This window comes from Mesorhizobium sp. B1-1-1 (genome assembly GCF_006442955.1).
Taxonomy (GTDB): domain Bacteria; phylum Pseudomonadota; class Alphaproteobacteria; order Rhizobiales; family Rhizobiaceae; genus Mesorhizobium.
The window spans coordinates 19,349-39,135 of sequence record NZ_VFWW01000009.1 but is presented as its reverse complement, the minus strand read 5'-3'; the positions used below and the strand labels follow the sequence as shown (position 1 = coordinate 39,135).

Genomic DNA, 19,787 nt, shown 5'->3' with positions numbered 1-19,787 from the left:
CTCACGCAACGCACATCGAGAGATAGAGATGCACGCAAAGGTCACAGAAAACATTCAGCAGCATCGGTTCGAGCTCCCGATCACCGGTCAAGCCTTCGCAGTGGCCTACTATTCGCTCCAAGACGGCAAGGTAGTGTTGATACATACCGAAGTGCCTTTGGAATTTTCCGGACAGGGGATCGCGTCGCGGTTGGCGCAAGGCACCTTCGAATTGCTCCGCAAAACGGGCCGCAAAGCGGTCTTGAAGTGTCCCTTCATGAGCGGCTTCGTCGCCAGGTATCCGGAATACACCGATGTCGTTGCAGGGTGATCAGGCCCCGAATACAGCTGTTTGCAAAAAAAGGTCTGAGTCGAGATGGACGACCAATATAATTTGCAGAGGTTCGTCAACGCTCAGGATCCGGTCTACGGCGACGCCCTGGCTATACTGCGTCGAGGCGTGATGTGTACTCCATACATGGAGTTGATCTTCCCGAGGTTGGCTGCCGGGCTAAGCGACACTGACGCCGATCCGTACGCGATCACATCACTCGACGAGGCAGGCGCTTACCTCCAATCGCCGATACTGGGCGGTCGTTATCGGGAATGCGTCGGCACACTGCAACGACTTTCCAATCTAAGTGCTCGCGCGGTCTTCGGTGATGAAGATACAAAGAAATTGCACGCGTCCCTAACGCTGTTTTCCGAAGCAAGTAACGACGAGTTCCTGCTCAAGACCATCTTCGACGTCTGGTTCGACGGTCAAATCGACGAGGGCACGATGCGCAAACTCTACTCGATGTCATAACGCCGCCGGCGACCGGCGGATGTGGCCACCGCCGAAACCGTCACCGCCCTATTCTTCCTGTGGCAGAGGCATCAACCCGTGTTCGCCTGGTACGTCGGGGAAGCGGCCTTCGCGCCAGTCCGCCTTTGCCTGCTCAATCCGTTCGGCTGAGGAGGAGACGAAGTTCCAATGAACATAACGTGGTTCGGAAAGAGGCTCGCCGCCGATCAGCATCAGCCGCGCGGCATGGAAGGCAGGCGCCTGGAGCACGATCTCAGCGTCCGGCTCCAGCATGATCAATTCGCCTTCACCGAACGTGCCAAGTTGGCCCATGACTTCGATCTCGCCGGCGACAACATAGATCGCACGCTCGAGATATCCGGGTTTCACCTGATATCGCGCACTGCTGGTGAGCACGATTTCGGCGCAGACCAGGTCGGAGTACGTCCTTGCCGGAGACACCAACCCGTCGGAAACCCCGGCGATTAAAGTGAACTCGACCCCGTCGCCACAGATCCGTGGGATTTCGGGAGCGCCATAATGTGAAAAGTGGGCGGCAACTTCTTCGTGCTTGGTGGGGAGGGCCACCCAGGCCTGAACGCCGAAGAGATTGCTTCCTGGTGCTCGGGCTTCTGGCGACGTGCGTTCGGAATGGACGATGCCGGACCCGGCCGTCATCCAGTTGACCTCGCCGGGGCGGATGGTCTGCACTTCACCGAGATTGTCGTGATGGATAATCTCCCCGTCGAACAGATAGGTCACGGCCGCAATCCCGATATGCGGATGCGGCCCCATGTCGAAACCGCGACCTGCGTCGAATACCGCGGGGCCGAAATGGTCGAACAATATGTAGGGACCGATCATCAGGCGGTTCGAGGAGGGCAGTACGCGCCGTACCTTCAAACCGTCGGCAAAATCACGCATACTCGGCTGCCTAAGTGGGTCGATGCCGACGATGTCGCTTTGGCGGATGGTCATGAATCTAGTCCTTTCGAATGCCTGGTCGACCACGTGCTCGAGCGTGCTCCAATGGGGCGGTGTGGAAGACAGCCTGAATGGCTTTCAGGAGCGCAAATTTGGAGCTCTTGTGCTGCTGGCCGGGGATGCCGGTTTCGCCATAGGCCAACGTCCCCCTCGACAGGGTTGCCGCAAGATCTTCGGCCATCTCGGGCCTGTCGTGCAGGAGCGGCGCGAACCTCTGCTGGTCTATCTCGTAGACCAAGACGTGGGTCATCGCCCGCAATGTCGACGTCTCGCCAATACCTGCGAGCAGGCCGGTCTCGCCGAAGAAGTCGCCAGGTGCAAGCCGGCCAACCTCCTGCACGTTAGCATTGCTTTGGACATGTTGCCGGACGATGACGCCCTTCCGGACAATCATGAGGGATGGCAGCATCTCTCCTTGTTCTGCAATGACGTCGCCCTTGCGGTAGCTGCGAACCAGGATCGTCGCGGCAAGCGCCTCCTGCTCGGCATCCGTTAGCGTCGAGAAGATCGGTATGGCCTTGATCAGGTCGATCGCGGCGAAGCCTTGGGAGGTCGCCGTCCCGTCGATTGGCTGGGAGGTCATGGCAATCGAAGCCGAAAGTGGCGCTGCCAGCAGCACCCCGACCGACCTTGAATGGCGATAGACCAGATCGAAAATTTCGTTCCGAGCTGTAATCCGCTGGTCAAGGCTGGCGACGCGAAATGACAGCTCGATCCCGATTGCCGCCGCATCCAGGCTTGTGATGGCTACCACGGGCGAAGGGTCTTGGAGGATCGAGTTGCAGCTCAGGAGGACCATGCGCATCGTGTCTACGATGATAGCCGGCGTCTTGGTCAGAGTCATCTTTACCGTCACGGTAAGTCCATGGCTCTCGTCTGGGCCGCTAAGGTTTGTTACCCCGATTTTGGCGACAAGGCTGTTCGGAAGTGCGATGACGTTGTGGGCCGGGGTGAGGAGTTGGGTCGAGCGCCAATTGGTCTCTACGACGCGGCCCTCGGTTCCGTCGTTCAGAATGATCCAGTTTCCAAGCACATAAGGGCGGCCGAGGTTAAGCGCGATTCCCGAAAATACGTCGCCAAGCGTATTCTGGAGCGCCAAACCTAGCATGACGGCAAAGACGCCCGACGTGGCGATGAGCGTTCCGACCGGCACGGCAAAGACGAACGCCAGGATTGAAAGGAGCATTCCCGTATAGATGATGCCGACCACGACATCCTGCAGGAGGCGTGCCTCGCGCGGCTGCCGCTCGAACACGATATAGATACGGACAAACCCAATTAGCGCCCAGGCAAGATGGACCCACCACAGCAGCTTGACCGATCCGATGAGGATCGCTCCACTGGTCGTCCCATCGCTTCGTGCGGGCTCGTATGGGACGACCCGCAGTTCGAGAACCATGATCGACATTGCGAGGAAAAAGACGAGCTGGACGATCAACCTCGCATTGGCGAAGCGTCCCGGAACGAGGTTCCAAACGACGATTCCGGCGAGGCCGAGCGACACGATGTAGATCAGAGGTGAGTTCCACCAGTTCATCACCGGACCCAGATCGACCATGATCGCAATCCCTGTTTTTCATCATTCGGAGCAGAGCGGTTGCTGGCGCTCGACATAAAGTTGTCTCGTCGCCTCGACGCAACGGTTCGGTCCAAAGCGTGTTGCTATCGGCGCCTTTGAGACGGGCTGGCGAGACACGATCATCGCCTCTTCCCATCTACGTTTGGTCGCCGGCCACGGCGATCGCGCCTTTGCCGCCGGCCCCCTTGTTCTTCTCGAGCACCGCTTCAGTGATCGAGTTGGGCAGCCGCCGTGGCTTCTCGATTAAGCCTAGCACCGGCAGTGCGATCAGGAAGAAGGCGAAGTAGTAAAGCGTCGCCAACTGAGACATGACGACGTAATTCCCTTCGGCCGGCCGCGAACCAAGCCAGCCGAGAAACAGTCCGTTGGCGACGAAGAGCCAAAAGAACACCCTGTACCATGGCCTGTAAACGGCCGAGCGAACCTTGGACCGGTCGAGCCACGGCACGACGAAAAGCACCACGATCGAGCCGAACATGGCGAGCACGCCACCAAGTTTGGAATCGATCGGCCCGACATTGAAGGTGATGGCGCGCAGGATCGCATAGAAGGGCAGGAAGTACCATTCCGGCACCATGTGCGCAGGCGTCTTGAGCGGATTTGCGACGGTGTTGTTGTCAGGATGGCCGAGATAGTTCGGCAGGTAGAAGACGAAATAGGCGAAGAAGAACAGGAACACGATGATGCCGAACGCGTCCTTGACGGTCGCATAGGGTGTGAAGTCCACGACATCGGTTTTTGATTTCACATCAATGCCGGCTGGATTGTTCTGCCCGACGACGTGAAGCGCCCAGACATGCAAGGTCACCACACCTGCAAGCACAAACGGCAACAGGTAATGCAACGCAAAGAAGCGATTCAGCGTCGGATTGCCGACCGCGAAACCGCCGAGCAGGAGCCGCTGGAACCAGTCGCCGGCCAGTGGGATGGCCGTGAAAAAGTTGGTAATGACGGTGGCTCCCCAGAACGACATCTGTCCCCAGGGCAGCACATAGCCCATGAAGGCGATCGCCATCATAAGCAAGAGGTTGGTGCATCCGAGCACCCACAGCAGCTCACGCGGCGCCTTGTAAGAGCCGTAGTAGAGCCCGCGGCAGATATGGATGTAGGCGGCAATGAAGAAGAAGGAGGCGCCGTTCGCGTGGAGAGAGCGCAGCAGCCATCCCGAATTCACGTCGCGCATGATCTTCTCGACTGAATTGAAGGCCAACCCGGTATCTGGATCGTAATGCATGGCAAGCACGATCCCGGTCAGGATCTGCGAAACCAGCATGACCGTGAGAATGCCGCCGAACGTATAGGCGTAGTTCAAGTTGCGCGGGACGGGATAGACGATGAAGCTATCGTGCACCAACCTCGGCAGCGGCAGGCGGGCGTCGAACCAGCGTTCGATACCGGTCTTGGGCGTATAGGTCGAATTTTTGTCGCTCATCGAAATTGCCCCATCTCAGCCGATACGGATTCTGGTGTCGGAAATGAATTGGAACACCGGCACCGCCATGTTCTCGGGCGCTGGGCCTTTGCGGATGCGGCCGGCAGTATCGTATTGCGAGCCGTGGCACGGGCAGAGCCAGCCTCCGAACTCGCCTTGCTGACCAACCGGGATGCAGCCGCTATGCGTGCAGACCTGGACCATCACGATCCAGGCTTCCTTGCCCGGCGCTGTGCGGTTGGCGTCGATTGCAGGCGCATCGGCCGGCAGATTGGCGTTACGGGCGACCGAATCCTTGAGCTCGGCCAAGCTGACAGCTCTGCCGTCCTTGATTTCCTTCTCCGTGCGGTTGCGCACGACGACGGGCTTGCCGCGCCATTGCACGACCAGCGACATTCCCGGCATCAGCGAGGAGACGTCGACTTCCACCGCGGCCACAGCCTCGGCGGGCAATGCGGCAGTGCCGGTTTCGGTCTGGGATAGCTCGGCCATGACGACGACTCCTCTGATTGGAAAGCTGCTTCAGTGCGTCGGCGTGCAGTCGGAAAACCCGGCCGCGGCCTTTCGCCGTTCGCGTTTGCTCATTTCGAGTTGAACTATGCCGGCCGCAGCGGGATGTGGGCCATCGTGCCAAGGGCCCATGTGTCCAATACTTTCGTTTATGAGCCCTGAGCGAAGGACTGCGGGACTTTCGAGGACGCCAGGCGTAGTGGATGCGAATCCTTGGTTGTTGCCGTTCCCCACTTGAGCGGGATTCCGGCATTGCACGGGCAATCGCAGAACGATTGCTTGGCTTGATCATACCTCGGCATAGGCACGCCTACCTGTCGGTGTCGTAGCCTTCCTCCCCGGCAAGTGAGATCTTCTGGAACCTGATGGACGCCGCTGGCAAGTGCCCAGCTAGGCGGGCGCCGCCGCCGGACAATTGCGAAGCTTCGTCAGGATTCAAAAAGGGAAAACCCGTGAAACTTTACTATAGCCCTCTCGCCTGCAGCCTGGCCGACCACATAGCACTGGAGGAGGCGGGTGCCGCCTTCGAGCGCGAAACGGTCAATCTCAAAACCAAACGAACGGGCTCCGGTGATGATTTCACCACGGTCACGCGCAAGGGGTATGTTCCTGCCCTCGTGCTGGATAGCGGGGAAACGCTGACAGAAAATATCGCCGTCCTCGATTGGATTGCGTCGCAGTACCCGGCACTGGGAGTGGAAGGGCCAATGGGCCGTACCCGCGTTCTCGAAGCGCTGACCTACGTCTCGACCGAAATACACCGAAGCTTCAAACCCATGTGGCACCAAGGCAGCGATGCTGAAAAGGCCAAGGCGCGGACCACGATTACATCGCAACTTGATCTCTTCGCGGACGGTCTCAAGACGGATTTTCTGTTCGGCGAGAAACCCAGCGTAGCGGACTTCTACCTTTTCGTGATGCTTCTTTGGGCAGTCCGCTTCCAAGTCCCTGTTCCAGCTCCTTTGGAAGCGTTGCGCGCCCGAATAGCGGCCCGTCCGGCCGTTCGCATCGCAATGAAGCGCGAGGGCCTTGTCTAAGTGCGAGACCGGCCGCGTGTCGTGTCAACCTTCAGCCACGACACATTACGAAGGAGTTTGTCCATGCTTCTGTTCCTGCAGAACCTCCACCTGATCGCTACCAAGCGCGGCGACGGGCTACGCCCCGAATTTCTAAGCATGGAAGGCGAGGCGGGACTCGGCATGACCTTCCCATGTGATCGCGTCATTCCAGCTCAATGTATGTCTGAACAGCGCTCGGCGGAGCCACCGACGCCTCGGCTGTCCAAGGGGGTTGCCAAGGCATGCCGGCCGGGAACGCCAAGCCGATGAATGAAGCTGATGCCGGTGCCGCGCCATAACAGGTGGCATCCGGACGGTGCCGTGAAAGAGGTTGCAAGAATGGAAAATACAAGACGGCCGGGACAAATTGATCCCTATCGCAGGGCGTTCGTCGGCGTTGCTGCAATGGGTCTGGCTGCTGCTCAGTTCGCGACAGTTCGCTCAGCCGAGGCGCAACGCGTTTCAGGGCTGGACGGAGCAACGGCAGGACCATTGCCGGCTGCCTCGTTCGCAGCGCTCAGGCAAATCGACGCCGGCCTGCTGAACGTCGGCTACGCTGAAGCTGGTCCGTCCAATGGTCCCGTTATTATCCTCCTTCATGGCTGGCCCTACGACATCCACAGCTTTGTCGATGTCGCTCCCCTGTTGGCGATGGCGGGATATCGCGTGATCGTTCCCTATTCGCGTGGCTGTGGCACCACGCGCTTTCTTTCAAGTCAGACTGTCCGCAACGGCCAGCAGTCTGTGCTGGCTGTCGATGTCATCGAATTGATGGACGCGCTGAACATCGGCGAGGCAATCGTCGCCGGCTATGATTGGGGCGCGCGCACAGCCTGCATCATAGCGGCGCTCTGGCCGGAGCGTTGCAAAGCTCTCGTTTCGGTCAGTGGCTATCTGATCGGCAGTCTCGCGGCAAACAGAATGCCGCTGCCGCCGAAGGCCGAGCTCCAATGGTGGTATCAGTACTATTTTGCGACGGAACGCGGCCGGGCCGGCTACGAACAATACCGGCGCGATTTTGCAAACCTTATCTGGCGGATCGCCTCGCCGAAATGGGATTTTGATGACGCCACCTTTGAGCGCAGCGCGGCGAGCCTCGGCAACCCGGATCACGTCAGCATCGTCATTCACAATTACCGCTGGCGGCTCGGGCTTGCCGAAGGCGAACCGGAATATGACGGCCTGGAAAAACGGCTGGCCGAGAGCCCGTTGATCACGGTGCCGACCATCACCCTTGAGGGGGATGCCAATGGCGCACCCCACCCCGACAGCAGTTCCTATGCCAAGAAATTTTCGGGCAGATACGCGCATCGGACCATCACGGGCGGAATTGGCCACAACTTGCCGCAGGAAGCCCCACAGGCTTTCGCCCAGGCAGTCATAGACGTCGGCGAATACTGATCGGGCGAACTCGTGACCAACTGATGCGGAGATGATCCGCGAATTGGGTAAATCCAACTCCGCCCCTCCGGCCCTATGCCGGTCGACCAGTGGCGTTTCGATCAAGATTGAAAGGGATCTGTTGTGGATTCGACATTGCCATCCGCTGTTGCTCAACCGGTCGTCGCGCAACTGACGCGGGCCGCGATATTTCTTGTTGTGACGGTCATTTCCGGACCAGAACACGAAGCGACCGTGCGCGCCTTATGTTGCGATCTTTCCACACTTCTGCGCGCGGTCGGCTCCCGTGACCTCGAGGGCCGGCTCTCGTGTGTCATGGCGTTTGGTTCCGATGTCTGGGACCGCTTGTTTGGAGCCCCCAGACCGAAGGACCTGCATGCATTTCGCGAAATCCAAGGTCAGCATCATGCCGTCTCGACGCCGGGCGACATCCTCTTTCACATTCGTGCATCGCGTATGGACCTTTGCTTCGAACTGGCGACACAGATCATGTCGCAGCTCGACGGCGCAGTCTCCACGGCGGATGAGGTGCACGGCTTCAACTATTTCGATGACCGCGACCTGATCGGCTTCGTCGATGGCACAGAGAACCCGGTGGATGAGCGCGCCGTCAAGGCCGCGATCATCAGCGAGGAGGACCCCTCATTTGCCGGAGGCAGCTATGTGATCGTGCAGAAGTACCTGCATGATCTGAAAGCATGGAACGCGCTTCCAATCGAGGATCAAGAGGGAATTGTTGGCAGAAAAAAGCTCTCAGATATCGAACTGGACGATGACGTGAAACCGACCTCGGCGCACAATGCGCTGACCACGATCGTCGAGGACGGAGAGCAGTTGGAAATCGTACGCGACAACATGCCGTTCGGCGACGTCGGCAAGGGTGAGTTCGGTACCTATTTCATCGGCTACGCCCGTTCTCCGCGCAGAATCGAGCAGATGCTGGAAAACATGTTCATCGGCCGGCCGCCAGGCAACTACGATCGGTTACTGGACTTCAGCCGCGCAGTCACTGGCACATTGTTCTTCGTCCCGTCGACGACATTCCTGGAGAACCTTGCAACGGGGGAAGTCATCTCGACCACTGGTCCGGGCCTGTCGGGTTGACCTGTTTGGAGTAACCGTCAACAGGTTCCCCACCGAATATGAAACGCACGAACGACACCCCCACTTTGGCTTTCCAACGCTACACTGGCCTTGGGCGATGAACGGAAACGGTCGATGTTTCCGGTCTGTGCTCGAAAGTCGCATAAAACGCAGTCTGGAACTTGGTCTGGTATTTTTCGCTGCTGACATTCGGTCAGCTCTATCCTTGAATTCCATCTGGTCCGGCGCCGCAGATGATGGCACAGACGCACTCGCCTGAGCTGAACCGCACCCGACCCTCCGCAATTGCGGCAACCGCGGCAGCACCGCTTAGATCAGCCGCAAGGCCCATCTCGAACCACAAGCTTTTGGCGGCGCACAGCATCTCGGAATCGTCGACAAGCACGATCTCATCGACGCTATCGCGCACAATGTCGAAGATGCGATCGTCGGTTTTGGCGCAGGCCATCGTCGCGACAGATGTCGTGATCTTGTCCAGGGCCACATTGTGTCCGGCTTCGAGGGCGCGCAGCAGCACCGGCGAGCCTGTGGCCTCAATTCCAATAACGCGCACATGCGGCGCCAGCGCCTTGATCGCTGTCGCCACGCCGCTGACCAGCCCACCGCCGCCCATGGCGACCAACACTGTCGTCACATCCGGCATCTGGTCGAGGATTTCGAGGCCGACCGTGCCTTGCCCGGCGACCACAGCCGGGTCGGCGAAGGGATGGAAATAGACGGCGCCGGTTTCGCGGACGAAGGCTTGCGCGGCCTCGTTGGATTCGTGCCAGGCCGAGCCGACAATGTGGGTGGCCGCTCCCCAGGCGCGCAGCTTCTCGATCTTGGCCGGCGAGGCGTTGGTCGGCAGGAAGATGGTGGCCGGCACACCGGCCATGAGGCCCGCGCGGGCGGTGGCTATGCCATGGTTGCCACCCGACGCGGTGACGATGCCATGCTCCAGCGCGGCGGGGTCGAGCGAGAGCAGCCTGTTGGTGGCGCCGCGTGCCTTGAACGATCCGGTGACCTGCAGCAGTTCCAGCTTCAGCAGCAGGTCGACGCCGCCGGCCAGCGGCGTCTTGAGGTTGCCGGCGGCAATCATCGGCGTACGCCTGACATTGCCTTCGATGCGCGCGGCGGCAGTACGGATGTCTTCCAGCGCGATCACGCCAGCTCTCCTTCATAGCGCGTAGCGACGGTGACGCAGCAATTGCCGACAACGACACGGCCGGGCTGGCGGCGGCCATAGACGATGCCGTCCGAGAGGTAGCGCACGGTCTCGGGCGCGCGGCCGGGGTCGGCCAGGTCGTGGATGCGGCCGGCGTCCTGGCCAGCATGGACCTCGGCGCCCAGCGCGTGGAACGGTTCGAACACGCCATTGGTGGTGGCCAGCACATAGCCGTCATGGCCGGGAATGCGCAGGATGTTTTCGGGCCTCGCGGCAGGCGGCCTGCCTGTCGGCGGCAGCACGCCGAGGTGGCTCAGCACATTGCGCACGCCCTTGCGGCAGATGCCGAGCGCGTCGAGCGAGACCGTGCCGGCGCCGGCCATCTCGGTGCCGACCGTGGTCAGCCCGGCCCTCACCGATGTGGCCGTGGAGGTGCGCGGCTCGCCGAGATTGTCGATGACGACGGTGAGCGGAGCATCGAAGGCGAGCACCGCCTCCGTGTTGCGCTTGCGGTGGGCGGCGTCGGGCGCCGGCTCGATGATGGCGCTGGGCAGGATGTTGAGCGAGGAACCGCCGGAGTGAAGATCCATATAGGCATGCCCAAGCGGCATGACGACGTCGCTGACATAGGCCGAGATCTGCTGGGTGATGGTGCCGGTTGGATCGCCTGGGAACGTGCGGTTGAGGTTCAGCCCGTCGACGGGCGAGGTGCGGCGGCCGGCCAGCACGGCCGGCAGGTTGATCGCCGGCAGGAAGATGATGCGGCCGCTGACCATGCCCGGGTCGAGATCGCGGATGAGTTCGCCGAGCGTGATCGGCCCCTCATACTCGTCGCCATGGTTACCGGCCTGCAGGATGACGGTCGGCCCGCTGCCGTTCCGGATCACCGCGAGCGGAATGCGGGTCGCGCCCCAGGCGTCGTCATGCGGCGAATGCGGAATGTCGACGAAGCCGATCTGCTTGCCGGAACGGTCGAAATCGATGGTGGTGCGGGCGGTGGACATGCGGGCCATGTTTCTCTTTGAAACTCTAGGGGATGGAGGTGGCGAGGGAGAGGCGGCGAGGGCGGAAAGGCCCCCGCCGCCGAAGAAGTCAGATCGGCGGCAGGGTCGGCAGCGTGGTGCCGATCCACTTCTGCGACAGCGCCGAGAGCGAGCCGTCGAGCATGCCGAGATGGATGTAGGTGTCGAGCCAGCGAAGCAGCTCCGGGCTGCCCTGCTGGATGCCGATGTAGCAGGGCGAGAATTGCAGGATGAATTTGGGTTTCAGCTGCACCTTGGCGTCCTTGTCCATCAAATCCTTGGCCACGACATCGGCGGTGGCCAGCAGTTGCGCCTGGCCGGAGGTGAAAGCGGCTGCGGCGGTGGCGTCGTCGTCGAAGCGCACGATCTTGGCGTTGGGCGCGGCCTTGGTCAGTTCGAGATCCTGCGTCGTGCCGCGCGCCACCGCGATGGTCTCGTCCTTGAGCTCGGCCGGGCTCTTCACCGTGATGCTGTCGGGGCCGAAGACGCCGATCGAAAGCGCCGCATAGGGCGAGGTGAAGGCGATCTGCAGCGCGCGTTCCGGCGTCGCGCCCATGGCGGCGATGACGATGTCGAGGCGGTCGGTGACCAGATAGGGCACGCGGTTGGCGCCGGTGATCTGCTGCAGTTCGAGCTTGACGCCCAGCGCCTCGGCGATCTTCCTGGCCATGTCGACATCGAGGCCGACCGGCTCGTTCTTGGCGTCGACCGAACCGAAGGGCGGCACGTCGATCGGCACGCCGATGCGCACCGTGCCAGCGGACAGGATTTTCTGCAGGTCGGCCGCTCGCGCCGGCATTGCCGAGACGGCGCCGGCCAGGAGCACGGCTGTGACGATCCTGGTGAGATGCTTGAACATGGAACTTCCCCTTTTTCTGGTTGGACTTTCTTTTCCTAGTGAAGGACGGCGCTCAGGAAGCTCCTGAGTTCGGCCGTACGAGGCTCGAGCAAGGTCTCACGCGCTGGCCCATCCTCGTGGATGCGGCCCTCATGCATGAAGATCACGCGGTCGGCGACGTTCTTGGCAAAGTTCATCTCATGGGTGACGAGCATCATGGTCATGCCTTCGCTGGCGACGCTTTCGAGCACGCGCAGCACTTCGCCGACCAGTTCGGGGTCGAGCGCCGAGGTGATCTCGTCGAACAGCATCAGGGTCGGCTGCATGGCCAGCGAGCGCGCGATGGCGACGCGCTGCTGCTGGCCGCCGGACAATTCGTCGGGATAGGCAAGCAGCTTGTCGGCGAGGCCGACCTTGGCGACCACGGCGCGGGCGACTTCGCGGGCGGCCGGCGTGTCGAGCTTGCGCACCAGCTTCAGCGCCAGCGTGACGTTGCGCTCGACATTGAGATGCGGGAACAGATTGTAGCTCTGGAATACCATGCCGGCGCGCTGGCGCAGAAGGTTGAGGTCGGCCCTGGGCGCGGTGACGTCGATGCCGTCGACGACGATGCGGCCGGCCTGCACCTTCTCCAGCCCGTTGATGCAGCGAAGCATGGTCGACTTGCCCGAGCCGGAGCGGCCGATGACGGCGACGATCTCGCCTTTTTCCACGTTGAGCGAGATGCCCTTCAGCACCTCGATGGCGCCGAAGCGCTTGCGGATATCGGCGATTTCAACGAGCGACATGAAGTCTCCTTTCCAGCATGCGGGCGAGCTGGGAGAGGGAAAAGCAGATGACGAAATAGATGGCGGCGGCGGTGAGGTAGACCGGCAGCGGGGCAAAGGTCGCGCCGCTGATGATCTGGCTGGCGCGGGTCAGTTCGACGAAGCCGATCAGCGCGGTGAGCGAGGTGTTCTTCACCAACTGGACGAGGAAGCCGACGGTCGGCGCGACGGAGATGCGGATCGCCTGCGGCAGCACGACATGGCCGAGGCGCTGCGCGTAGGTGAGGCCGAGCGCGGCACCCGCCTCCCATTGCCGCTGCGACACCGATTGCAGGCTGCCGCGCCAGATCTCGCCGAAGAAGGCCGAAGCGTAGATCGACAGGGAAAGTGCCGCCGCCGTCCAGGCGTCGACCGAGAGGCCGATCAGCGGCAGGCCGAAGAAGAAGACGAAGAGCTGGCCGAGTAGCGGCGTGCCCTGGATCAGGTTGATCCAGGCGATGGCCAGCCAGTTGAGCGGCTTGAATGGGATGACGCGCAGGACGGCGACGACGATGCCGAGCAGCCCGCCGCCCACCGTGGCGGTGAGCGCCAGCAGCATCGTCCAGCGCGCGGCCTCGATCAGGTAGACGATATCGGTGCCGCCAAATTCGCGGATCATCGGCGCGGCCTCCTGACGAAGACCATCCAGTAGACGCCGGCGAAGAAGGCCCGGAAGCCCAGGGTCAGCACGAGATAGGAAATGGTGATCAGCGTGTAGGTCTCGAAGGAGCGGTAGGTGCGCGAGTCGATGAAGGCGGCCTGGTGGAACAGCTCGGTGGCGCCGATGGAGGAGACGACGCTGGTGGTCAGCATGATCAGCACGAACTGGCTGGCCAGCGCCGGGTAGATGGTCTTGACCGCCTGGAACAGCACGACATGGCGGAAGGTCTGGCCGGCGGTGAGGCCGAGCGAGCGGCCAGCCTCGACCTGGCTCTGGCGCACCGACTGGAAACCGGCGCGCAGGATCTCCGCGCCATAGGCGCCCATGTTGATCGACAGCGCGATCAGCGCAGCGGTGTTGGCGCCAAGCTTGATGCCGATCGAAGGCAGGCCGAAGAAGACGATGAACAGCTGCACCAGCAGCGGCGTGTTGCGCAGCGCCTCGACATAGACGCGAGCGCAGGCGCGCAGCGGCATCAGCGGGCTGATCGAGGCCATGGCGACGATCAAGCCGATGGCAAGGCCGCAGAGCATGGTGACGACCGAGAACTGCAAGGTCAGCAGCACGCCTTGCACAATCTCGGGGATATAGCGCAGCAGGACATCAAATTTGAAATTATAGCTCATGGAAGTAGAGCGTCCCCCTATGCAACTCCAGGCAGATCGCTATTTTCCGCTCGGATTTGCTGGACACCACGCTATCGTCGCTTCATATGTGACGTCAAGCGTCATCTATGAAGCGGATGCAAATGACGGACGACAAGCTGAATTACAGCGCGCCGGCCCTGGAAAAGGGGTTGGATATCCTCGAATTGCTGGCCAATGCCGGCCAGCGCATGGGCACGCGCCAGATCGCCGAGGAACTGGGGCGATCGAAGAACGAGATCTTCCGCATGGTCCATGTGCTGCTTGCGCGCGGCTACCTCCAGCGCGATGAGGGCGGCGAGGGGCTGATGCTGTCGAACAAGCTGTTCGGGCTTGGCATGCAGACGGCGCGCGCCCGCGACCTGGTCAGCACGGCGGCCCCCATCGTCGAGCGCTTCGCCGAGGAGGTGCACCAGGCGGCGCATCTGGTCGTCGCGCATCGCGGTGAAACCGTCATCATCGCGGCGGCATCGGGCGGGGCGGACATGAACTTCTCGCTCAAGCTCGGCTATCGCCGGCCGCTGGCGGATGCCCATTCCGGCCTGGTGCTGATGGCGTTCCAGCCCAAGCCCGTGCGTGACCGGATGATCGCCGAATGCCTGATGCTGATGCGTGAGCCGCCGGACCCGACGACGCTCGCCGCCGAACTCGACGCGGTGCGCGAGCGCGGCGCCATCATCCACGAGAGCCGCGACATCATCGGCGTGACCGACGTCGTCTGTCCGATCATCGCCGGCGACGGGCGCGCCGTGGCCTGCGTGACGGTGGCGGCGGTCAGCCGACGCAGCGCCGCGCCCAATTTCGAGGCCATGCTGGCGCGGCTGAAGCTCGCTTGTGCCGAGATCGCGCATGAGCTTGGAGGGTAGGGAGGCTCAGCCCGCGACGATGATGTCGCGCGGCGTGCGGGACAGCACCTCCGCACCGGCCGTGGTGACAAGCACATTGTCGATGATGCGGGCGCCAAGGCCTTCGGCGCCGATATAGACCGGCGGCTCGATGGTGACCACCATGCCGGCCTTCAGCATGTGCGGGCTGTCGCCGATCATGTGCAGCGGCTCGGCCCAGCTCGGCGGAAAGCCTGGCCCCAGCGCATAGCCGGACGTGTGGACACGGCAGGCTTCGAGCCCGGCCTCGCCGATGACGGCGCGGGCCGCCTGGTGCGGCACGGTTGCCGGCACGCCGTCGCGAATCGCCGCGATCATGGCGTCGCCGGCGCGCAGCACGATGTCGTGCAGTTCGGCCATGCGCGGCGTCGGCTTGCCCAGCGCGAAATTGCGGCCGATGGTGGCTGTGTAGCGGTTGAAGGTGGCGCCGAATTCGAGATTGCCGAAATCGCCATGTTCAAGCCGGCGCGCGGTCGGCGCGCCGTGGCTGTAGGCGGAGCGCGGGCCGGAGACGAGGTTGATCGGGCTGGCGGCGATGCCGCTGCCGTTGCGCAGCAAGGTCTCGTGGATGGTGCCGGCCAGCGCCAGTTCCGACAGGCCCGCCGCGAACTCGCCGGCAAAACGCTCCATGCCAAGGTCGGCAAGGGCCGCCGCGCGCCTGATATAAGCGATCTCGGCCGGCGACTTCACCAGCTTCAGGCCGGCGATCAGTTCCGTCGCCTCGGCAAGCAAGGTATCGCCGATGACGGCGCGAAGGCCGAGACAATGATGTGGGTGAAGATAGTAGGCCGGCACTTCGAGGCCGACGCGCCTGCCTAGCACGTCGTGGCGCCGCGCCACGTCGGCGAAGGCCGCGACCGGATCCTCGTTCTCGCCGCCGCCGAAGCCATGCACCTCGTCGGCAGCTGAATCCGTTTCGAATTCGTGCACTTCGCCCTGGCGTGTCAGCACGACGAGCGGCTCGTTGCGCGCGCCGACCAGCAGGCATTGGAATTCCTGGTAGCTCTTGGCGTCGCTGCCGGTCAGCCAATGGATGGAGGCGGGGTGAACGGCAATCAGCCAGTCGAGGTCGCGTGCGGCCATGGCGGCGCGGACACGCGCCAGACGATCGGCGAATTCGGCGGCGGTGAAATCGTGTTTCGACATTAGCCTCGCGTCACCGCCATCGCCTCGATCTCGATCAGCAGGTTCTCGAAGGCAAAGCCGGCGACGCGGATCGCAGTCACCGCCGGACCGGGCTCGGGGAAGAATTCGCGCTGCACGCGGGCAATCACCGCGCGCGTCGCCTCGATCCCGGCCCAGCTGCCTTCGGCGTGATAGTAGATATAGAGCTTGGCGACGTCGCTTTCGTCGAGCCCGCCTTCGGCCAGCGTGCGGCGGATGAACTCGAAGACGTTGCGGGTCTGCGTCTCCATGTCGTCGCCGACGGCCTGCGCCTTGTTGTCGGCCGAGATCTGGCCGCCGATCAAGGCGAGCCCGCCAATCTTCCAACCTTGCGTGAACTGGGTGTTGGGAATGCTCCAGTCCCAATGGTTGGCCGGCTGCAGGCGCTGCTTGTCGTCGCCGAGCATGCCGATGCCCTCGACCTGGATCAGTTCGCCGGCATTGCCCATGCCCTGGATGCGCAGTCCGGCACCGGCCGCCGAAGGCACCGACATGTAGCGGCGGCGCACATTGGTCATCTTCTCCCAGTAGTCGGTGACCTCGCGGCCTTCGCCGAAAAAGCGGAAATAGGTGTTCTGGCGCATCAGGCTGTGGCGGTCGCCGCCGCCCGACCGCAGCATGGTGTCGAGGTTGCGGAAGGCCTCGTCGGTCTGCACCTCGATGTCGCCGAGCCCGAGCACATTGCCTTCGGCATCGAGCGAGCGCTGGCCGCCGACAAACAGCATGTCGCCGACCTTCCAGCCATGGACGAAGGGCAGCTCCCTGCGCCAGCGCCAGTGACCCGGGGGGTCGAGCAGTTCGCGCTTGCCGCCGATCACCACCCAGGCGTCGACCATCAGCAGCGCGCCCTCGCGGTCGAGGCCGCAGCGGATTTCGGTGGTGGTCGGGCCGGGAGCGGTGAAACAGCCGGCGCGCACGGCATCGAGTTCGTCGAGCAAGGCGCCCACGGCATCGGCCTTGCAACTGAAATAGATGTTGTGCTTGACCACATCGGTCATGCCGGCGCCGGCCTGGGCGAGAAGGGCCGCCAGCCGATCGAAAATGACGCGCGCCTGACCCGTTATGCCGGTTGCGACGATATTGCCGCTGACGTCCGTCGCCATCAGCCCGCCGATGAAGACCAGGTCACCGGCGCGGACGGCCTGCGGCGCCGATCCTTCGATATCGCTGAATGTCCGCATCCGCACCACGTATCCTCCCGCTGATTTTCTACTTACTTACCTGCAAGTCAGTGTTCCGTCAAATGCTGGGGATGCAGCAAAGCTTCGGCGTCCACGGCCAACGCATTTGGCTATGATGGAAGCATGGACGAGACCGACACCAGACAGGCGATCAAGGATACGGCGCTGGAGCTTCTGGTGCGCCACGGCTATCGCGGCACCAGCTTCGGGGATATTTCGGCGGCGCTCGGCACGACGCGCGCCAACATCCACTATCATTTCGGCAACAAACAGGCGCTCGTCGACGAGGTGCTTGACGACTACATGCAGGCGACGCTGAGCGGCTTGCGGGCTGTCTGGTCGCATGAGGGGTCAAGCCTCGAGGAGCAGGTCGAGGCGATGATCGCCTACAGCCGCGCCCGCTTCCGGCATTTCAACCCAGCCGGCACAGAAGGGCAAAACTGGAGCCTGATTTCGAGGCTGCGGCAGGATGCCGACCTCCTTGATGCCGACGGCCAGAAGATGCTCGGCCATTTCAGCGCGGAGCTCTCGGCGTTGTTTGCCGGCGCGCTGTCGGCGGCGGGCCGGCGCGGCGAGTTGTCGCCGAATGTCGTGCCCGGCGACGCCGCGCTGCTGTTCGCGGCGATCGCCGACAACGCCGCGCCAATTACACTGGGCGAAGGTGGCTTTGACGCGTTGGAGAAGACCTATCGCAGCCTGATACGGATGATCCAAATCTGACTCACCGAAACGACAATGTGAAACCCCATGTTATAGCAGTGAGCCTCGCTTCCTCTGACATTCTGTCTGAAGAATTGGTCGTCTGCTCGGCTTACCTTGAGACATTCTCGGTTGCTGGCTTAATCAGCCCCGCAAGTGTGATCTTGGTCATGAGCTTGTGCTTGGACTTGTCGTGGTGGCGATAGTCCTTCCAGCGGAAGCTGACCAGAACTCCATGATCCAGGCTCACGAGGCGGCTGTTGGCGATGGCGACGCGGTAGGTGTAGCGACCAAGGTAGGCGAGGACCTGTTTTGGACCGCCGAACGGGGGCTTGGCGTAAACGACCACTCGATCCGCTTCAGTCCAGCCAGTTGGGCGCAGAAAGTAGCAGGGTCGGCCAGGCTAGCGAGATCGCTGAAGAAGCGAAGCTGGCCGGCGTCGAAGGCGTCTCGGAGGCGCTCTAGGAATAGGCGGTGACAATCGGGCGGTTACTCTATGCTGATGGTTTCGTCAGGAGAGCTCCTTCTATAACGACTCCGGAATTCACGTATTTCCACAGCGCAACAAACAGTTTCCGAGCGAGGGCGACCATGCCGCCTTCTTGCACCGGCCACCATTCGGGATGACTCGCGCCCTGAACCACTGGCTCAGTGCGAATTGGGTTGATGGGGCACCCAGACCCACGCAACCTAGACAAGCGTCGGCCGGAGCCTAGGATTGCCGGACTTCGAGACTCCCTGCTCGCAATTAATTAATCTGCCCACTCTGCTCAACCGGCCACGGTCTTCCTCCTCCGGCGTTGGCACTCGCAACATTGCGCAAACCCGAGGCTCCCGCGGTTGTGGCCAACAACGAAGCTGACGGTCTGCTTTCAGCGCAGAAAGCAGTCATTCCACCGGTGGCCTCCACTGCCCAGATGTAGCAACAATCCTCGAATGGCAAGGGAAGCCTCGAGCCAGAAGCTGGCGGGCTCCTACAGGGACGTGAGGGCGCGGTCCCAATATGGATTCTGAAGGGTCGAGCGCAGGCGCATCTGCTTCCACACGCCGTATTTGTAGAAGTCGAAGTCGATGCTCGAGGTAATGTTCTGGACCATGCACCACAGCGACCATTTCAAGTCGCCCAGCATCTGGTAGACAAACATGCGCGCCTTGGTGCTGGCTTCGACGCGACCGAAATAACATTCGATCGCCTCATCCTGCATCACGTCGCTCAGGACCATTTCCCCACACCAGGTGGCGAGATCGCAGCAGCGGTCGTTGTTCGACGCGTATTCGAGGTCGACGATCAGGATCCTGTCTTCAGTCAGCAGGAAGTTAGCTGGTGCCGGATCGTTGCAGCAAGGAACGATGTCCAGTCCTGACGCTTCCAGCGCGGCGCGAGCGGTGCGGTACTTCATGTGAATGGTAGGAAAATCGTGCGGGAATGCCGCCCCGAGCTCACGCAATTGAACGATATGTTCATCGATCATGTCAAACAGGGTCTTGGTTAAGCGAAGCGGGGCAGAATTGTTGAAGGTGCGGAACAAGTTAATAGTGGGCGCCCTAATCTCGGCGGAGTGGAAGTCGCGGGTGGTGCAGGGACGAGACCGCTCTACAAAGTCGCTGATTTCCACGCCGCGGTCGCTGAGATCACTATAGATCCGAGGCCCGATGCCAAGTTCGTGCGCGCGCCTGCCGGCCTCGAGCGAAGCGCTCCGATCGATAAACTTCTCGGTCCCGGGGCCTGGCATCTTAAGGAAAAACGTCTGACGCTCACCTCCGATCCTGACGTGCCAGTTAGAATTGCTAAAGCCCCCGAAGATTGGCCGGTAAAAGATGTCTTTGCCCTGCCATGGGGGTACCAAGGAAAGCATTGTTTCCAATGCCAGTTCGGAGGCCGATTGGCCTTCTCCGCACTTCCGTTCCAT

Annotated in this window: 20 protein-coding genes and 2 pseudogenes; 7 read left to right on the top strand and 15 right to left on the bottom strand. The window is 61.9% G+C overall.

From position 1 onward, the window contains the following. Positions 1 to 28 precede the first annotated feature (28 nt). Positions 29 to 310 carry a GNAT family N-acetyltransferase gene (locus FJ986_RS19325; protein WP_140523165.1) on the top strand — a complete coding sequence of 94 codons (282 nt, stop codon included), beginning with the start codon at positions 29 to 31 and terminating at the stop codon, positions 308 to 310. Between the two features lie 45 nt (positions 311 to 355). Then, positions 356 to 787: a DUF1810 family protein gene (locus FJ986_RS19320; RefSeq protein WP_140523168.1), complete on the top strand. Its 432-nt coding sequence runs from the start codon at positions 356 to 358 to the stop codon at positions 785 to 787. A gap of 48 nt (positions 788 to 835) precedes the next feature. Here the strand turns inward: FJ986_RS19320 and FJ986_RS19315 are convergent, their stop codons facing one another. The 4 genes from FJ986_RS19315 to petA all read right to left on the bottom strand — a co-directional run bounded on the left by FJ986_RS19315 (position 836) and on the right by petA (position 5,253). After that, entirely contained in the window at positions 836 to 1,744 is a 909-nt protein-coding gene (locus tag FJ986_RS19315; RefSeq protein ID WP_140523171.1) for a pirin family protein, read from the bottom strand. Positions 1,745 to 1,748: 4 nt separating this feature from the next. After that, positions 1,749 to 3,308, bottom strand: coding sequence for a mechanosensitive ion channel family protein (locus FJ986_RS19310; protein ID WP_140523174.1), 1,560 nt, complete (start codon positions 3,306 to 3,308; stop codon positions 1,749 to 1,751). Between the two features lie 157 nt (positions 3,309 to 3,465). Beyond that, positions 3,466 to 4,761: a cytochrome b N-terminal domain-containing protein gene (locus FJ986_RS19305; RefSeq protein ID WP_140523177.1), complete on the bottom strand. Its 1,296-nt coding sequence runs from the start codon at positions 4,759 to 4,761 to the stop codon at positions 3,466 to 3,468. Between the two features lie 15 nt (positions 4,762 to 4,776). After that, on the bottom strand, positions 4,777 to 5,253 hold the full coding sequence (gene petA, locus FJ986_RS19300; RefSeq protein WP_023767325.1) for a ubiquinol-cytochrome c reductase iron-sulfur subunit: 477 nt from the start codon (positions 5,251 to 5,253) through the stop codon (positions 4,777 to 4,779). 470 nt (positions 5,254 to 5,723) lie between these two features. Here petA and FJ986_RS19295 point away from each other — a divergent pair, with 470 nt between their 5' ends. The 3 genes from FJ986_RS19295 (at position 5,724) to FJ986_RS19285 (ending at position 8,834) form a co-directional block, all read left to right on the top strand. Beyond that, positions 5,724 to 6,308 carry a glutathione binding-like protein gene (locus tag FJ986_RS19295; protein ID WP_140523180.1) on the top strand — a complete coding sequence of 195 codons (585 nt, stop codon included), beginning with the start codon at positions 5,724 to 5,726 and terminating at the stop codon, positions 6,306 to 6,308. Between the two features lie 360 nt (positions 6,309 to 6,668). After that, on the top strand, positions 6,669 to 7,730 hold the full coding sequence (locus FJ986_RS19290) for an alpha/beta hydrolase (protein ID WP_140523455.1): 1,062 nt from the start codon (positions 6,669 to 6,671) through the stop codon (positions 7,728 to 7,730). 123 nt (positions 7,731 to 7,853) lie between these two features. Beyond that, positions 7,854 to 8,834, top strand: a complete 981-nt coding sequence (locus FJ986_RS19285; RefSeq protein WP_210239471.1) for a Dyp-type peroxidase — start codon at positions 7,854 to 7,856, stop codon at positions 8,832 to 8,834. Positions 8,835 to 9,033: 199 nt separating this feature from the next. On the opposite strand, the gene FJ986_RS19280 is transcribed toward FJ986_RS19285, so the two are convergent. The 6 genes from FJ986_RS19280 to FJ986_RS19255 all read right to left on the bottom strand — a co-directional run bounded on the left by FJ986_RS19280 (position 9,034) and on the right by FJ986_RS19255 (position 13,931). Then, positions 9,034 to 9,978, bottom strand: a complete 945-nt coding sequence (locus FJ986_RS19280) for a threonine/serine dehydratase (RefSeq protein ID WP_140499646.1) — start codon at positions 9,976 to 9,978, stop codon at positions 9,034 to 9,036. Beyond that, a complete protein-coding gene (locus FJ986_RS19275) occupies positions 9,975 to 10,991 on the bottom strand; it encodes a succinylglutamate desuccinylase/aspartoacylase family protein (RefSeq protein ID WP_140499644.1) in 1,017 nt (338 codons plus the stop codon). Before FJ986_RS19275 ends, FJ986_RS19280 begins: the two co-directional genes overlap by 4 nt. A gap of 79 nt (positions 10,992 to 11,070) precedes the next feature. After that, positions 11,071 to 11,859, bottom strand: coding sequence for a transporter substrate-binding domain-containing protein (locus FJ986_RS19270; RefSeq protein ID WP_056570895.1), 789 nt, complete (start codon positions 11,857 to 11,859; stop codon positions 11,071 to 11,073). Positions 11,860 to 11,894: 35 nt separating this feature from the next. Then, positions 11,895 to 12,626, bottom strand: coding sequence for an amino acid ABC transporter ATP-binding protein (locus FJ986_RS19265; RefSeq protein ID WP_140499643.1), 732 nt, complete (start codon positions 12,624 to 12,626; stop codon positions 11,895 to 11,897). Continuing rightward, positions 12,613 to 13,263 (bottom strand): amino acid ABC transporter permease, encoded by a 651-nt coding sequence (locus tag FJ986_RS19260; protein ID WP_140499641.1) that lies wholly within the window; start codon positions 13,261 to 13,263, stop codon positions 12,613 to 12,615. The genes FJ986_RS19265 and FJ986_RS19260 overlap by 14 nt, the downstream gene beginning before the upstream one ends. Then, entirely contained in the window at positions 13,260 to 13,931 is a 672-nt protein-coding gene (locus FJ986_RS19255; RefSeq protein ID WP_140499639.1) for an amino acid ABC transporter permease, read from the bottom strand. The genes FJ986_RS19260 and FJ986_RS19255 overlap by 4 nt, the downstream gene beginning before the upstream one ends. Positions 13,932 to 14,053: 122 nt before the next feature. On the opposite strand from FJ986_RS19255, the gene FJ986_RS19250 reads away from it, so the two are divergent. Continuing rightward, a complete protein-coding gene (locus tag FJ986_RS19250) occupies positions 14,054 to 14,815 on the top strand; it encodes an IclR family transcriptional regulator (protein WP_181165404.1) in 762 nt (253 codons plus the stop codon). Between the two features lie 6 nt (positions 14,816 to 14,821). Here the strand turns inward: FJ986_RS19250 and FJ986_RS19245 are convergent, their stop codons facing one another. After that, positions 14,822 to 15,979 (bottom strand): Xaa-Pro peptidase family protein, encoded by a 1,158-nt coding sequence (locus FJ986_RS19245; RefSeq protein ID WP_140523182.1) that lies wholly within the window; start codon positions 15,977 to 15,979, stop codon positions 14,822 to 14,824. Continuing rightward, entirely contained in the window at positions 15,979 to 17,178 is a 1,200-nt protein-coding gene (locus tag FJ986_RS19240) for a RidA family protein (RefSeq protein WP_140523185.1), read from the bottom strand. Before FJ986_RS19240 ends, FJ986_RS19245 begins: the two co-directional genes overlap by 1 nt. A gap of 123 nt (positions 17,179 to 17,301) precedes the next feature. Here FJ986_RS19240 and FJ986_RS19235 point away from each other — a divergent pair, with 123 nt between their 5' ends. Continuing rightward, positions 17,302 to 17,898 (top strand): TetR/AcrR family transcriptional regulator, encoded by a 597-nt coding sequence (locus FJ986_RS19235; RefSeq protein ID WP_140499631.1) that lies wholly within the window; start codon positions 17,302 to 17,304, stop codon positions 17,896 to 17,898. Positions 17,899 to 17,989: 91 nt separating this feature from the next. Here FJ986_RS19235 and FJ986_RS30875 read toward each other — a convergent pair. The 3 genes and pseudogenes from FJ986_RS30875 to FJ986_RS19225 all read right to left on the bottom strand — a co-directional run. Continuing rightward, positions 17,990 to 18,223: pseudogene (locus tag FJ986_RS30875) on the bottom strand (transposase); the annotation flags it as partial. A 148-nt stretch (positions 18,224 to 18,371) separates the two neighbouring features. After that, positions 18,372 to 18,630: pseudogene (locus FJ986_RS30870) on the bottom strand (IS110 family transposase); the annotation flags it as partial. Positions 18,631 to 18,851: 221 nt separating this feature from the next. Continuing rightward, positions 18,852 to 19,787, bottom strand: a complete 936-nt coding sequence (locus FJ986_RS19225; RefSeq protein WP_140523188.1) for a choline/ethanolamine kinase family protein — start codon at positions 19,785 to 19,787, stop codon at positions 18,852 to 18,854.